The organism is Paraburkholderia caffeinitolerans, assembly GCF_902859945.1.
Lineage (GTDB): Bacteria > Pseudomonadota > Gammaproteobacteria > Burkholderiales > Burkholderiaceae > Paraburkholderia > Paraburkholderia caffeinitolerans.
Genome location: NZ_CADIKL010000004.1, coordinates 114,489 through 129,515, shown reverse-complemented (window position 1 = coordinate 129,515; position 15,027 = coordinate 114,489). Strand labels below are relative to the sequence as shown.

Here is a 15,027-nt window from a genome sequence, read left to right as displayed (position 1 = left end):
GAACAAGGCAACGCACATGAGCGCACAAGGACGGCAAGATTCGCACCGCGAGGTGGCCCACGCGGCCCACGCGGCAGCGCAGGCGCTGTATGCCGCGCGCGCGCCGCGCGCATTGCCGGCGGGCGTGGCCGCGGGAGCCGTGTCATGAAGGCGCTGCGTTTTTCCCGCGCTACCCGCACGGAACGGGTCGAACGCGTCGAGCGTGGCGACGCCTCGCGCGCGCCAGGCATGCCAGGCGAAGGCAGCGCGCGCGATTTCGAATTCACGTCGGCGGACTTCGAGCGCATTCGCGCGCTGATCCACCGCCGCGCGGGCATCTCGCTTTCGGACCACAAGCGCGACATGGCATACAGCCGTCTAGCGCGGCGCTTGCGCGCGCTTGGGCACGAGAGCTTTCGCGCGTATCTCGACGAACTCGAGCAGCGCAACGACGCGAGCGAGTGGGAGGCGTTCACCAACGCGCTCACCACCAACCTCACGGCGTTCTTTCGCGAGGCGCATCACTTCCCGATCCTCGCCGATTTCGTCCAGCGCCGCTCGCAGGTTTCGGTGTGGTGCTCGGCGGCCTCGACGGGCGAGGAACCCTATTCGATCGCGATGACGCTGATCGAATCGCTCGGCGAGCGCGCCGCGCGCGAGGCGCGCGTGCTCGCGACCGATCTCGACACTCAAGTGCTCGCGAAGGCGGACGCGGGCGTCTATGCGTTCGACCAGGTGAAGCATCTCTCGCAGGAACGCCTGAAGCGCTTCTTCCTCAAGGGCACGGGCGGACATGCGGGGCTCGTGAAGGTGCGCCCGGAATTGCGGCAGATGATCCGCTTCGAGCAACTGAATCTCACCGATGCGGACTACGGCTTGCGCACGGCGTTCGACGCCATCTTCTGCCGCAACGTGATGATCTACTTCGACAAACCGACCCAGGCCCAGGTGCTCGCGCGCTTCGAGCCGCTGATGAAGCCGGACGGCTTGTTGTTCGCGGGTCATTCGGAGAACTTCACGTACGTGACGCAGGCGTTTCGCCTGCGCGGCCAGACCGTGTACGAGCGCGCCGCGAGTGTGAATGCAAGCGCGGGTACGGCGGCATCGCGTCACGGCGCGAAGGCCGAACCGATTGGAGCAGCCGCATGAGCCTGCCGGTCGCGGCCAACCGCTATTTCGACTCGCACTTCCAGCGCCCCGGCGTGAAGCTGCTGCCCAACGAGTTTTTCACCACCGGCGACGACATGGTGCTCGTCACCGTGCTGGGTTCATGCGTGGCCGCCTGCATCCAGGACCGCTCGTTGGGCATCGGCGGCATGAATCACTTCATGCTGCCCGACGACGGCGCCGATGCCAGCAACACGCTGCCCGCCGCCTCCGACGCAATGCGCTACGGCGCCTACGCCATGGAAGTGCTCATCAACGAGCTGATCAAGGCAGGCGGACGGCGCGAGCGCTTCGAAGCGAAGGTGTTTGGCGGCGCGGCCGTGCTCGCGGGCATGACGACCATGAATATCGGCGACCGCAACGCCGCGTTCGTGCGCCGCTATCTGGCGACCGAGAGCATCCGTATCGTCGCCGAGGATTTGCAGGGCTCGCATCCGCGCAAGGTCGCGTTCTTGCCGCGCACGGGCCAGGTCATGGTCAAGAAGCTGCGCCTCTCGCAGGAGTCGAGCGTGGCCGAGCGCGAGCAGCAACTCGCGCAGCAAACACCCGAGGCGCGAGCCGAACGGCTCGCGCGGGCCCGTGCGCGCGTCGAGCTGTTCGGCTTGCGCGGCGGCGCGGCGAGTGCGGGTAATGCCATTGCCTCGGCCGGCACGCCAGGAGCAGGCAACGCCGCCGCATTTTCATCATCGCCGCCGCCGCCGGCACGCCCGCGCATCGAATGGTTCGGCGCGAGCGCGCCAGGGGCGCGGCCACCCGGTCAAGACAACGCCAGGACAGTGGAGGAGGCGTGAACGCTGTGCAGAAAATCAAGGTTCTATGCGTCGACGATTCGGCGCTGATCCGCAGCCTGATGACGGAGATCATCAATGGCCAGCCGGACATGACCGTCGTCGCCACCGCGCCCGACCCGCTCGTGGCGCGCGAGCTCATCAAGCAGCACAACCCCGACGTGCTCACGCTCGACGTCGAGATGCCGCGCATGGATGGGCTCGACTTTCTCGAGAAGCTCATGCGCCTGCGGCCCATGCCGGTCGTGATGGTGTCCTCGCTTACCGAGCGCGGCAACGAAATCACGCTGCGCGCGCTGGAGCTGGGCGCGGTCGACTTCGTGACCAAGCCGAAAGTGGGCATTCGCGACGGCATGCTCGAATACGCCGAAAAACTAGCCGACAAGGTGCGTGCCGCCTCGCGCGCCCGCGTGCGTCCGGCTGCGCGGGCGCATGCGCCGGCTGGCGCCGTTGCGGCGACGTCTGCGATGGCGGCTTCGGGCGCTGCTACGCCTGGCGCCGCTGCGCACGCGGCGCACGCGGCGCATCCCGCCAGTGTGCACAGTGCTCATGGCGCGCACGCGCCGGTTCACGCCGCGCCGATGCTCAACAACCCGCTCGTCTCGACCGAGAAGCTGGTGATCGTCGGGGCGTCGACGGGCGGCACCGAGGCCATCCGCGAAGTGCTCCAGCCGCTGCCGCCCGATGCGCCCGCCGTGCTGATCGCGCAGCACATGCCGCCCGGCTTCACGAAGTCGTTCGCGCAGCGCCTGAACGGCCTGTGCCGCATCACCGTGAAGGAAGCGGAGCACGGCGAACGCGTGCTGCCCGGACACGCCTATATCGCGCCGGGCCACGCGCATTTGCTGTTGGCGAGAAGCGGCGCGAACTACATCGCCCATCTGTCCGACGAGCCGCCGGTGAACCGGCATCGGCCGTCGGTGGACGTGCTGTTCCGCTCGGCGGCGCTGCACGCGGGCAAGAACGCGATCGGCGTGATTCTCACAGGCATGGGCCGCGACGGCGCGGCGGGCCTGCTGGAGATGCGCCAGGCGGGCGCTTTCACGCTGGCGCAGGACGAGGCGAGCTGCATCGTGTTCGGCATGCCGCGCGAGGCAATCGCGATGGGCGCCGCCGACGAGATTGCGCCGCTCGCCGAGATGAGCCGCCGGGTGATGCTGCGCCTCGCCAGCATGGGCGAGCGCGTGCAGCGCGTGTAGTACGTGTAGTACATGCGGGGCATGCCGGGCGTGGGCCCGTGCATGTAGCAAATTTATGGTTTAGAGGAAGGAAACGCGATGGATAAGGGAATGAAGATTCTGGTGGTGGACGACTTTCCGACGATGCGCCGGATCGTCCGCAATCTGCTGAAGGAACTGGGCTACTCGAACGTCGACGAAGCCGAGGACGGCGCAGCGGGCCTCGCGCGCCTGCGCAGCGGCAGCTACGACTTCGTGATTTCCGACTGGAACATGCCGAACCTCGACGGCCTCGCGATGCTCAAGGCGATCCGCGCCGACGCGTCGCTTTCGCAGCTGCCGGTTCTGATGGTGACGGCGGAGTCGAAGAAGGAAAACATCATCGCCGCTGCGCAGGCGGGCGCGAGCGGTTACGTGGTGAAGCCGTTCACGGCGGCGACGCTCGACGAGAAGCTCAACAAGATTCTCGAAAAGATGGCGAAGGCCGGGAGCTGACGTGAACGAGTTCACCGACGTGCCGCCCGAAGTGCAGCCACAAGCGCAGCCACAAGCGCAGCCCGGCGTGCAACCTGCGATGCAGCAGATCGACGCCGAAACGGGCGAGCTCGCTTCGGACCGCATCCTCGCGCGCATCGGCCAGCTTACGCGCACACTGCGCGATTCCATGCGCGAGCTCGGCCTCGACAAGCACGTGGAGCGCGCGGCCGAGGCGGTGCCCGACGCGCGCGACCGGCTGCGCTATGTCGCGAACATGACGGAGCAGGCCGCCGAGCGCGTGCTCACTGCGATCGAGGTGGCCAAGCCGATGCAGGTCCAGCTCGAAAGCGATGCCAAAGTACTCTCGGCGCGCTGGACCACGTGGTACGACGCGCCGATCGGCCGCGAGGAAGTGCGCGCGCTGATGGACGACACGCGCCAGTTTCTGGAAGGCGTGCCGCAGTCCACGGCGGCGACCAACCAGCAGCTGCTCGCCATCATGCTCGCGCAGGATTTCCAGGACCTGACCGGCCAGGTGATCAAGAAGATCATGGACGTGGTCTATCTGATCGAGCAGCAACTGCTCACGGTGCTGGTCGAGAACATCGCGCCGGAGCGGCGCGAACAGTTTGCGGCGACAGCCGCGCTGCTCGCGGAGACGGCCAGCGGCACGGGCAGCCCCGAGGCGCTCCTGAATGGCCCGCAGATCGATCCCGAAGGCAAGGCCGACGTGGTGCAGGATCAGGCGCAAGTGGACGATCTGCTCGCGAGCCTGGGGTTCTAGCGCTTTGGCGCGCAGCGGTGGCGGCCCGTTGGGTCGCCTCTCAAGCTGCCTCCCGCTCGTATGGCTTCGCGACCCGCTTGACGGCGCACTGACCTGGCCGCTCGGCTAGCTGCCGAATGTCATTTCGTGCAGGCATACTAGAGTTCGATTACTCATTGCCGTCGCGGTGCGCCGAGGAATGCGCGACCGGGAAGGGAGGGCCACCTTGTATCCGCACGCATCCACCCCTGCAACCGTTGTGCCCGCCGCGCCGGGCACGTCCCGTATGTCCTCAACATCGCGTCTTGCCGGGGCGCTCGTGTGCGCAATCGGCATATTCGGAATCGCGCAGCCGGCCAGCGCCGCGCTGGGCGGCGCGCCCATGAGCACGCCCGAGGGCGCGAGCGTCACCGTTCCGAATGTTCCCAACGCCGCCATCAGCCCGGCTGGCCAGGGGGCCGCGTCCGCGGTCGTGCGCCAGGCGACCCAAGCCAGTGCGGCATCCCCGGCTTCCGCAGCCGCCTATACGGTGAAGCAGACCACGCTCGCGAACGGCACCGTCGTGCGCGAGTACATCTCGCAGGCCGGCACCGTGTTCGGCGTGGCATGGAACGGGCCGCAGCCGCCCAACCTCGCGACGCTGCTCGGCAACTATTTCCCGCAGTACGTTTCCGGCGTGGAAGCCAATCGCGCCAGAGGCGTGCGCGGCCCCGGCGCGATCGAGAGCAGCGGCCTCGTCGTCCACTCGGGCGGCCATATGGGCGCCTTCTCGGGCGAGGCGTGGCTGCCGCAGGCGCTGCCGGCCGGCGTCAGCACGTCCGACATCCAATAACGAACGGGAGGCGAAACGTGTCCATCCACGGAATCCCCAGCGCCTTCGTTCGCGCCCTGCGCGAGCCGCGTGCTTTTCTCTTTGCCGTGCTGTTCGCCCTGACGGCGGGTCTGGCCGCGTGCGGCGGCGGTGGCGGCGGCTCCAGTGGCTCCGGCAGCAGCTCCAGTGCCGGGGGCAGCGGAGACACCTCGTCGTTGCCCGCCGGTCCCCAGCAAACGCCCATCGCCGCCACCGCCTCGAATACCGTGGTCGTGACCGTGAACCGGGGCATCACCGGCAATGTGCCCAATATCCCCACGGTGAGCGTGACCATCTGCGTGCCGAACACCGGCACTTGCCAGCCCATCGACAATATTCAGGTGGACACGGCCTCGTTCGGGCTGCGCCTGGTCGCCTCGGCGCTCGGCAACTTCAGCAGCACGTTGCCCTTGACCACCAGCAACGGCGCCACGCTCGCCGAATGCACGGGGTTCGCCGACGGCTACACCTGGGGCACGGTGCGCCGCGCAGACGTGAAGATCGGTGGCGAGACGGCCAGCAACATTCCGATTCAGGTGATTGGCGACCTCGCCAGCTCCACGGTCCCAAGCAACTGCTCGGACATCGGCCCGTCGCAGAACTCGGTGCAGGCGATCGGCGCGAACGGCATTCTCGGCATCGGCATCGCGCCGTGGGACTGCGGCTCAAGCTGCGCGAGCTCCGCGCAGGGCAGCATGTACTACGCATGCCCCAATGGCACCATCAGCAGCAACTGCGCGAACACGGCCGTCGCGCTGAACAACCAGGTGGCCAATCCCGTCGCGAACTTTCCCGGCGACAACAACGGCGTGATCCTGCAGATGCCGCCCATCTCCAACAACGGCCAGGCCTCCGCCACAGGCACGCTGGTATTCGGCATTGGCACGCAGTCGAACAATGCGATACCCACCTCGGTGCAGCGTTTCGCGACCGACGGAGGGGGCAACATGACTGGTACGTACAACGGTCGGGCCCTGAAGTCCGCATTCCTCGACTCGGGCTCGAACGGCCTGTTCTTCGCCGATAGCGGCATTGCGCAGTGCGGCGGCAACCTCGGCACGTTCTATTGCCCGGCCAAGCCGCTTACGCTCAATGCGACGCTCACCGACCAGAACAACGTCTCGGCCAACGTGAGTTTCAACGTGGTGAGCGCAGCGGCGCTGCTCAATAGCGGCTCCAATTACGCGCTCAACGACCTCGCCGGGGCGTTCGGCTCGACCGCGAACCTCGACCTCGGCTTGCCGTTCTTCTATGGGCGTTACGTGTATTACGGGTACGGCCAGGCGCCCTACGTCGCGTTCTGACGCCCGTTGCCGGTGCGTCCGCCGCGGCTGCGGCGGGCGCGCACACCTGCCTCGTTCTTGCCGTCGGACTTACCCTCGCACCCGCCCCCGCAGCCATCCCATCTCCCGAACTACCCCGGTTTCCCCGTCCTGATCCGTCAATCGCCGCTTGCGCCCCGAGGCAATAATCGCTCTCACTGAAAAAGGGCGTGCGCCGTCACCGCAGGGGTGGCGGGTGTGCGTGCGCCGCCGACCGGAGCATCCGTGGCAGAGGACAGCGACCTCGAAAAAACCGAATCAGCCACTCCCAAGCGCCTCGAAAAGGCGCGTGAGGAGGGGCAGGTCGCGCGTTCGCGGGAGCTTTCCACGTTCGCGCTGCTTTCGGCGGGGTGCTTTGGCGCGTGGATGCTCTCGGGCACCATCGGCGAGCATTTGCAGACGATGCTGCGCGGCGCGCTCACCTTCAACCACGCGGGCGCGTTCGAGACGAAGCGCATGCTCACGGGCGCCGGCGTGGCCGCGCGCGAAGGCCTCATCGCGCTCTTGCCCGTGCTGCTGCTGACCGGCGTGGCCGCGCTGCTCGCGCCCATGGCGCTGGGCGGCTGGCTGTTCTCGACTAAGTCTCTGGAGATGAAGTTCAGCCGCCTCAATCCGGTGTCGGGGCTCGGGCGCATCTTCTCGGTGAACGGGCCGATCCAGCTTGGCATGTCGATCGCGAAGACGCTCGTGGTGGGCGGCATCGGGGGATCGGCGCTGTGGGTGCGGCGCGACGAGATTCTCGGCCTCGCCATGCAGCCTCCGCCGCGCGCGTTCGCCGAAGCGCTCCATCTGGTTGCCGTGTGCTGCGGCACGACCGTCGCCGGCATGTTCGTGGTGGCCGCCATCGACGTGCCGTATCAGCTCTGGTCGTATCACCGCAAGCTGCGCATGACCAAGGAAGAAGTGAAGCGCGAGCATCGCGAGAACGAAGGCGACCCGCACGTGAAGGGCCGCATTCGCCAGCAGCAGCGCGCGATGGCGCGCCGCCGCATGATGGCGCAGGTGCCCAAGGCCGACGTGGTGGTGACCAATCCGACGCACTTTGCCGTCGCGCTCCAGTACGCCGACGGCGAAATGCGCGCGCCCAAGGTGGTCGCCAAGGGCGTGAACCTTGTGGCCGCGCGCATTCGCGAGCTCGCGACCGAGCACAACGTGCCGCTGCTCGAAGCGCCGCCGCTTGCGCGCGCGCTCTATTACAACGTCGACATCAACCGCGAGATTCCCGGCCCGCTTTATGGCGCGGTCGCGCAGGTGCTGGCGTGGGTCTATCAGTTGAAGCGCTTTCGCGAGCACGGCGGCGACGTGCCGATGGCGCCCACCGACCTCGACGTGCCGCCTGAACTGGACAAGGGCGTGGTGAGCGACGAAGACGCCACCGAGGAAGCCGACGAAGCGCTCTCGCCCGAGGCGCGCGCGGCCAGCGGCGGCGCGCAGGGCGCCGCACCCAACACCGCATCGAACACCGCCGGCGCGAATCGGAAAGAAGCGCAAGACGAAGCGCGGAAAGCAGCACGCAACGGCAACGAAGGAGCAACAGAATGAACGCCCGCACCGGTTTCCTCGCGCGGCGCCCGGAGGTGCTGCAAGGCACGAATCTGCGCGCGCTCGCCGGACCGATCCTGATCTGCATGATCCTCGGCATGATGATCCTGCCGTTGCCGCCGTTCCTGCTGGATCTGCTGTTCACCTTCAACATTGCGCTTTCGGTGATGGTGCTGCTCGTCAGCATGTACACCATGAAGCCGCTCGACTTCGCCGCGTTCCCGAGCGTGCTGCTGTTCTCCACACTGCTGCGTCTGTCGCTGAACGTGGCCTCCACGCGCGTCGTGCTGCTAGAAGGCCACACCGGCCCTGCCGCAGCCGGCAAGGTGATCGAGTCGTTCGGCCACTTCCTCGTGGGCGGCAATTTCGCCGTGGGCATCGTCGTGTTCGTGATCCTCATGGTGATCAACTTCATGGTGATCACGAAGGGCGCGGGGCGGATTGCGGAAGTGTCGGCGCGCTTCACGCTCGACGCCATGCCCGGCAAGCAGATGGCGATCGACGCCGACTTGAACGCCGGCCTCATCAACGAGGAGGCCGCACGCAAGCGCCGCACCGAGATCGCCCAGGAAGCCGAGTTCTACGGCTCGATGGACGGCGCGAGCAAGTTCGTGCGCGGCGACGCCATCGCGGGCCTCTTGATCATGGCGATCAACATCATCGGCGGGCTGATCGTGGGCGTGGTGCAGCACGGCATGCCGATCGCCGCGGCGGGCGAGACCTATACGCTGCTGACCATCGGCGACGGCCTCGTCGCGCAGATTCCGTCGCTCGTGATCTCGACGGCCGCGGGCGTGATCGTCTCGCGCGTGGCGACCAACGAGGACATCGGCACGCAGCTCACCGGCCAGCTTTTCACGAACCCGCGCGTGATGATGATCACCGGCACCATCATCCTGATGATGGGCCTGATTCCGGGTATGCCGCACTTCGCATTTCTGGTGCTGGGCGGGGGCGCGATCCAGCTTGGCCGCGTGCTGAAAAAGAACGCCGAGGCGAAGAAGGCGAGCGCCGTGCTCGCGGACGTGCTGCCGGCCGCCGCCGCGCCGGTCGAGAACGCTGAGGCGAGCTGGGACGACGTGGCGCTCATCGATACGCTCGGCCTCGAAGTGGGCTATCGCATCATTCCGCTCGTCGACAAGAACACCGACGGCGAACTGCTCAAGCGCATCAAGAGCATCCGCAAGAAGTTCGCGCAGGAAATCGGCTTCTTGCCGCCGGTCATTCACATCCGCGACAACCTGGAGCTGCGCCCGAATGCCTACCGCATCGCGCTAAAGGGCGTGGAAGTGGGCTCGGGCGAGGCGTTCCCGGGCCAGTGGCTCGCGATCAATCCGGGGCAGGTGAGCGCGGTGGTGCCCGGCACGCCGACCACAGACCCCGCCTTCGGGCTGCCCGCGATCTGGATCGACTCGAACATGCGCGAGCAGGCCCAGGTGTTCGGCTACACGGTGGTCGATTCGAGCACCGTGGTGGCGACGCACCTCAATCACCTCGTGGTGATGCACGCCGCCGAGCTGCTTGGCCGCCGCGAAGTGCAGGCGCTGATCGAGCGCGTGCAGAAGGACACGCCCTCGCTCGTGGATGACCTCGTGCCGAAGGTGCTGGCGGTCACGACCTTGCAGAAGGTGTTGCAGAACCTGCTGGAAGAAGGCGTGCCGATCCGCGACATGCGCACGATCATGGAGTCGCTCGCGGAGCACGCGCAGCGCTCGCCCGACGCGCACGATCTCACGGCGGCGGTGCGCATCTCGCTGGGCCGCGCGATCACGCAGCAGTGGTTCCCGGGCAATGCCGACATGCAGGTGATGGGGCTGGACGCCAATCTCGAACGCGTGCTTTCGCAGACGCTCACCTCGGGACCGAACCCAGGGCTGGAGCCGGGCCTCGCACATACGCTGCTCACGCAGACCGAAATGGCGATGGGGCGTCAGCAGGCGCTCGGTCTTGCGCCCGTGCTGCTCGTGCAGCATGCGCTGCGGCCGATGCTTTCGCGCTTTTTGCGGCGTAGTCTGCCGCAGTTGAAGGTGCTTTCGTATGCGGAGGTGCCGGATACGCGCAATGTGCGGGTGGTGAATGTGGTGGGGGCGGGGTGATAGGGGCGGGAGGCACGCGCCCGGCCACTTCTTCGCCATCACCCCGCGTACTTCGGTGAACCAGGACGCAACAGCGAATTGCGAAACGCTTCTTCTGACTGCACCTTGCCTTCAAGTGCGTCCTTGAATCCCTTCTCGGCGTCGTTCAACATGACCAGCCGTCCGTGCCCGGTTGCGAGCGCGCTGGTCTCAGTGCCCCTTTGCTGGCGGGTAGTTAAAACGGCGATCTTTCGCCATTTCCGTTTCACCGCTTCGTTTCACCGCTTCGTTTAATCCAGGCGAGTGCGTGCCTTGCGATAGGCTTGATCTGCCTCGCGCTTGCCGATCGCAATCACAAGAACAACGAGCTCTCCGTCAATCACCTGATAGACGAGACGATAGCCTGACGCTGCCAGTTTGATCTTGTAGCAATCCGGCATGCTACTGAGACGCGCCGAATCTACGCGAGGCGCAATCAGCCGCTCTACGAGCTTTTTGCGGAGTTGCGTACGCACTGTGGAGTCAAGGTGTTGCCAATCTTTAAGCGCGGATTTGTGGAACTTCAGCTCATAGGTCTTCAAGCTTGACGCTCACGACTTCTTCGCCAGCGCGGGATTTCACGATTTCGGCCAACTCGATATCTTCGAGACGGTCGCAGATCGCTTCCCATTCGCTGGCCGGGACCAGATAGGCAACCGGCTTGTTCCGGTTGAGGATTGCAACGGGGCCGTCGGCTTTTTCGATTGCTGCCATTGGGTTCATTTTCAGCTCGCTAATACCGATCGATACTCTTGCCAGAATGCTTTCCATTTTCCAGATTCCCGAAGTGTTGCGAACAGGACGAGATCGGCACAGGCTGACACCGATCAATAGACCGAATTATAGGTCAAATAGTTAGTCGCATATTTGGTCTTGTTCCGGTCAATGATCAGCGCCTGCAGTGGGTGATGCGCAAAGCCGCACTCAAGCACACCAGATTCCCGGCCTTCCCCCATCCCCCGAATTACCCACCTTTCCCCGCCCTGATCCACCGATCGTCGGGGGCGCACCTTCGAAATAATTCCAACATCGGAGAAGGGCTTGTGCGAGAACGCCAGGCCCGCGGTAATCCAGACGCAAACGACGGGCGGCACAGGCCGCTCACCTCAATCAGGGGCTTGGCTTGAACATTCGCAAATTCATCGGTGGCACCAGCCGCGACGCGTTGCGCCTCGTGCGCGAAGCGCTGGGTGCGGACGCCGTCGTGTTGTCGAATCGCACGCTCGACGACGGCAGCGTCGAGATCGTCGCACTCGCGGATAGCGACCTCGCGGCGCTCGCGCCGGCGGACGGCGCAGCGCCCCTGGGCGTGGCGCCTCTCGGCCGCGCTGTATCCGCTAGCGTTCAGTCGCAGGCTGGCGCGAGTTTCGCGGCGAAACCGTCGCGCACGGCTTTCGGCGGACAGCCTGCCGCGAGCGTTGCGACGTCCGCTGGCAATCCCTACGCAAGCGGCGGCATGCCCGACGTGTTCTCGTCGGTGTTCGGCGCGAGCCCGGAGGTGGGCGCGGAGCGCAACGCAGCCGGGGCGAACACCACAGCACACGACGAAGCCGACGATAGCAACGACAGCGACGACACCACGGTCTCCTTCGCCCAGGCCACCCAGGCGAAGCTGAGCGCCGAAGCGTCCGAAGCCGCGGCAGGCCACGCGGCACAGCAGTCGAAGATGCCGTCGGCCGCGCAACCGATGCAAGCCACACAGCCCGCCGCCGATTCCTTGGCCGCGCCGCGCACGATGGCCGAATCGAACCCCTGGCTGATCGACCACGCGCGCCGCATCGCGAACCAGCAAGCGAATCAGGATCAGACCCAACCGTCCGGCATGACACCCGCCGCCGCCATGGCGAGAGGCCTCGGCGTGGCCGCCGACCCCGTGCATCGCGCCGATGTGGACGCGAACACGCCCGAATGGGCGCGCCAGGCCGCACACGTCGCGGCGCGCCGCGCTGCCCGCAGCATCGGCCAGAGCCCGGATGCGGCCGGCCCGGCGCCCGTCGCAGCAGGCGCCGCTAACCTGGCCCACGCCGCACAAACCCCGGCGCAACCCGCCACGCCCAGCACCGCGCAAACGGTGAGCGAAGCGATCCGCGCGCGCGTCGAGCAGGTCGTCAACGAAACCGTGATGCACGAACTCGCCTCCATGCGCGGCATGATGGAAGAGCAGTTCGCGGGCCTGCTGTGGGGCGAGCATCAGCGCCGCAGCCCGGTGCAGGGCACGCTCACGAAGCAGCTTTTCGCGGCCGGCTTTTCGGCGCAGCTCGTGAAGATGGTGGTCGACCGCCTGCCCAGCGTGGAGACCGAAGAAGCCGGCATGGAGTGGGTTCAGTCGGTGCTCGAATCGAACCTGCCGGTGCTCGAAGACGAAGAAGCGCTCATGGAGCACGGCGGCGTGTTCGCGCTGATGGGCCCGACTGGCGTGGGCAAGACCACGACCACGGCAAAGCTCGCCGCGCGCTGCGTGATGCGCTTCGGCGCGAGCAAGGTCGCGCTGCTCACGACCGACAGCTACCGTATCGGCGGTCACGAGCAACTGCGTATCTTCGGCAAGATCCTCGGCGTCTCGGTGCATGCGGTGCGTGACGGCGCCGATCTGCAACTCGCGCTCACCGAACTCAAGAACAAGCACATCGTGCTGATCGACACGATCGGCATGAGCCAGCGCGACCGCGCCGTGACCGACCAGATCGCCATGCTGTGCGGCACGGGCCGCCCGGTGCAGCGTCTGCTGCTGCTTTCGGCGACCAGCCACGGCGACACGCTCAACGAAGTCGTGCAGGCGTACCAGCATGGCCCGGACAACTCGCCGCTCGCGGGCTGCATCCTCACCAAGCTCGACGAGGCGACCAACCTCGGCAGCACGCTCGACACGGTCCTGCGCTACAAGCTGCCGGTGCACTACGTCTCCACGGGCCAGAAGGTGCCCGAGAACTTGTACGTGGCCACGCGCCGCTTTCTCGTGCGCAGCGCGTTCTGCGTGCCGCGCGATCGCTCGCCGTTCGTGCCGCACGAGGACGACATTCCCGCGCTGCTCTCCGCGCTCTCGACGCGCTCGGCCACGCAAGCTCCCGAGGTCCGGTTTGGATAAGTTCGTGATCGATCAGGCAGAAGGCCTGCGACGGCTGCTTGCGCGCGAAGGCTCGCGCGTGATCGCAGTGACGGGCGGCCACGGCGCACCGGGGCGCACGACCGTGGTGATCAATCTCGCGGCCGCGTTGACCGCGCTGGGCAAGGACGTGCTCGTCATTGACGAGTGCCTTGGCCCGCGTTCGGTGAGCGCTCAGCTTGGCGGTGGCATGCGCGGCGCGGGCAGCGAAGCGCGCGGTATTGGAGGAAACCTCACGCGAAGCTTCGCGGCCGTGATGCGTGGCGAGATCGCGCTGGACCAGGCGGTAGTTCGGCATGCGCTGGGTTTCGGCGTGCTGGCCGCGCCGCGCGAACAGTGCGTGGGCGCGCAGTTGGATGCGCCGTTGAGCAAGCTGCTGGCCGGCCCCGCCGATTTCGTGCTGATCGACGCGCAGCTCGACGCCGAAGGCGCGCTCTCGCCGCTCGCCTTGCATGCGCACGACGTGCTGATCGTGATGCGCGTGGCCGCGCAGGCGATCACCGACGCCTACGCCTGCATGAAGCGGCTGCATTTCGCGCATGCGATCGGCCAGTTCCGCGTGCTCGCGAACCACGTGGCGAGCGCCGCCGACGCGCAAGCCGCGCTCGAGAATCTCGCCGATGTCGCGAGCCGCTACCTCGCGGTCTCGCTCGAGCGCGCGGGCAGCGTGGCCGCCGACCCGCACATGCCGCGCGCGCTGCAACTGTCGCGCTGCATCGTCGATGCGTTTCCGTCGACGGCGGCCGCGCGCGATTTTCGCCACGTGGCAGCCGAACTGCCGCACTGGCCGCTGCGCCCCGCGCTGTTGGCGTCGGCGGGCGTGCCGGCGAGTCCGGAGCAAGCAGCGAATTCATTCGTTTCATCCGTCGCGGACGTTTCGTCCGCGAGCGCGCCGGCTTATGCGGGATGGCGGGCGGACTCGCCCGTGCACGCGCATCGGCATGCATGACGGAAACAGGAAGGAGAGCCAGATGTATAACGCTCAAGGAAAGATTTCGCAGGCAGAAGTGCTCGCGAAATACGCGCCGCTGGTGCGGCGGCTGGGACTCCAGCTCGTGGCGAAAATGCCCGCGAGCGTGGATCTCGACGACTTGATCCAGGCCGGCATGATCGGCTTGCTCGACGCTGCGAATCGTTACAAGGAAGATCAGGGCGCGCAGTTCGAGACCTACGCGAGCCAGCGCATTCGCGGCGCGATGCTCGACGAGCTGCGCAGCAACGACTGGCTGCCGCGCAGCCTGCGGCGCACCTCGCGCGAAGTGGAGAGCGCGGTGCACAAGGTGGAACAGCGGCTTGGCCGCGCGGCGAGCGAGACTGAGATTGCCGAGCATCTGCAGATGCCGCTCGACGAGTACCAGAGCATGCTGCAGGATCTGCACGGCAGCCAGCTCATCTACTACGAGGACTTCGACCGCTCCGCCGACGACGAGCCGTTCCTCGACCGTTATCGCGTCGATCACTCGGACCCGCTCTCGGCGCTGCTCGACGAGAGCCTGCGCGGCGCGCTGGTCGAGGCGATCGAGCGGCTGCCCGAACGCGAGAAGCTGCTGATGTCGCTTTATTACGAGCGTGGATTGAATCTGCGCGAGATTGGCGCGGTGCTGGAAGTGAGCGAGTCGCGCGTGTGCCAGTTGCACAGCCAGGCGGTGGCGCGGTTGCGGGCGCGGCTGCGGGAGATGTCCTGGGCGGGAACGGAGAATTAAATCGGCGCTGGGCCGATGGGGTCAGTGCTGGGAGGGGGGAA

General features: G+C 66.7%; 15 protein-coding genes. 13 read left to right on the top strand and 2 right to left on the bottom strand.

The genetic code is table 11. The annotated features are described in order from the left end of the window. Positions 1 to 16 precede the first annotated feature (16 nt). The 10 genes from HV773_RS37235 (at position 17) to flhA (ending at position 10,162) form a co-directional block, all read left to right on the top strand. Entirely contained in the window at positions 17 to 148 is a 132-nt protein-coding gene (locus HV773_RS37235) for a hypothetical protein (RefSeq protein WP_281365252.1), read from the top strand. Beyond that, positions 145 to 1,128, top strand: a complete 984-nt coding sequence (locus HV773_RS05235; protein ID WP_174220067.1) for a CheR family methyltransferase — start codon at positions 145 to 147, stop codon at positions 1,126 to 1,128. Before HV773_RS37235 ends, HV773_RS05235 begins: the two co-directional genes overlap by 4 nt. Continuing rightward, positions 1,125 to 1,937, top strand: coding sequence for a chemoreceptor glutamine deamidase CheD (gene cheD, locus HV773_RS05230; protein ID WP_129563127.1), 813 nt, complete (start codon positions 1,125 to 1,127; stop codon positions 1,935 to 1,937). Before HV773_RS05235 ends, cheD begins: the two co-directional genes overlap by 4 nt. After that, positions 1,934 to 3,133: a protein-glutamate methylesterase/protein-glutamine glutaminase gene (locus HV773_RS05225; RefSeq protein ID WP_129563126.1), complete on the top strand. Its 1,200-nt coding sequence runs from the start codon at positions 1,934 to 1,936 to the stop codon at positions 3,131 to 3,133. The genes cheD and HV773_RS05225 overlap by 4 nt, the downstream gene beginning before the upstream one ends. 78 nt (positions 3,134 to 3,211) lie before the next feature. Then, on the top strand, positions 3,212 to 3,607 hold the full coding sequence (cheY, locus tag HV773_RS05220) for a chemotaxis response regulator CheY (RefSeq protein ID WP_129563125.1): 396 nt from the start codon (positions 3,212 to 3,214) through the stop codon (positions 3,605 to 3,607). A gap of 79 nt (positions 3,608 to 3,686) precedes the next feature. Then, positions 3,687 to 4,373: a protein phosphatase CheZ gene (gene cheZ, locus HV773_RS05215; protein WP_129563419.1), complete on the top strand. Its 687-nt coding sequence runs from the start codon at positions 3,687 to 3,689 to the stop codon at positions 4,371 to 4,373. A 265-nt stretch (positions 4,374 to 4,638) separates the two neighbouring features. Beyond that, the gene (locus HV773_RS05210; protein ID WP_129563124.1) at positions 4,639 to 5,184 is read left to right on the top strand and encodes a DUF2844 domain-containing protein; all 546 of its coding nucleotides are present in this window, start codon (positions 4,639 to 4,641) and stop codon (positions 5,182 to 5,184) included. A gap of 17 nt (positions 5,185 to 5,201) precedes the next feature. Then, positions 5,202 to 6,506 (top strand): DUF3443 domain-containing protein, encoded by a 1,305-nt coding sequence (locus tag HV773_RS05205; RefSeq protein WP_227875332.1) that lies wholly within the window; start codon positions 5,202 to 5,204, stop codon positions 6,504 to 6,506. A 243-nt stretch (positions 6,507 to 6,749) separates the two neighbouring features. Then, positions 6,750 to 8,066 carry a flagellar biosynthesis protein FlhB gene (flhB, locus tag HV773_RS05200; protein ID WP_129563123.1) on the top strand — a complete coding sequence of 439 codons (1,317 nt, stop codon included), beginning with the start codon at positions 6,750 to 6,752 and terminating at the stop codon, positions 8,064 to 8,066. Beyond that, positions 8,063 to 10,162: a flagellar biosynthesis protein FlhA gene (gene flhA, locus HV773_RS05195; RefSeq protein ID WP_129563122.1), complete on the top strand. Its 2,100-nt coding sequence runs from the start codon at positions 8,063 to 8,065 to the stop codon at positions 10,160 to 10,162. Before flhB ends, flhA begins: the two co-directional genes overlap by 4 nt. Before the next feature lie 269 nt (positions 10,163 to 10,431). On the opposite strand, the gene HV773_RS05190 is transcribed toward flhA, so the two are convergent. Together HV773_RS05190 and HV773_RS05185 are read right to left on the bottom strand one after the other, a co-directional pair. After that, complete coding sequence (locus HV773_RS05190; RefSeq protein ID WP_129563121.1) at positions 10,432 to 10,722, bottom strand: type II toxin-antitoxin system RelE family toxin; 291 nt, start codon at positions 10,720 to 10,722, stop codon at positions 10,432 to 10,434. Next, the gene (locus HV773_RS05185) at positions 10,709 to 10,951 is read right to left on the bottom strand and encodes a type II toxin-antitoxin system Phd/YefM family antitoxin (RefSeq protein WP_129563120.1); all 243 of its coding nucleotides are present in this window, start codon (positions 10,949 to 10,951) and stop codon (positions 10,709 to 10,711) included. Before HV773_RS05185 ends, HV773_RS05190 begins: the two co-directional genes overlap by 14 nt. A 352-nt stretch (positions 10,952 to 11,303) precedes the next feature. Between HV773_RS05185 and flhF the strand changes: the two genes are divergently transcribed. From flhF to HV773_RS05170, 3 genes are read left to right on the top strand one after another with little or no spacing between them, the layout of a single operon-like run. Next, the gene (flhF, locus tag HV773_RS05180; RefSeq protein ID WP_129563119.1) at positions 11,304 to 13,265 is read left to right on the top strand and encodes a flagellar biosynthesis GTPase FlhF; all 1,962 of its coding nucleotides are present in this window, start codon (positions 11,304 to 11,306) and stop codon (positions 13,263 to 13,265) included. After that, on the top strand, positions 13,258 to 14,232 hold the full coding sequence (locus HV773_RS05175; RefSeq protein ID WP_227875331.1) for a MinD/ParA family ATP-binding protein: 975 nt from the start codon (positions 13,258 to 13,260) through the stop codon (positions 14,230 to 14,232). The genes flhF and HV773_RS05175 overlap by 8 nt, the downstream gene beginning before the upstream one ends. A 22-nt stretch (positions 14,233 to 14,254) precedes the next feature. Beyond that, positions 14,255 to 14,986 (top strand): RNA polymerase sigma factor FliA, encoded by a 732-nt coding sequence (locus HV773_RS05170; protein ID WP_129563118.1) that lies wholly within the window; start codon positions 14,255 to 14,257, stop codon positions 14,984 to 14,986. Positions 14,987 to 15,027 lie beyond the last annotated feature (41 nt).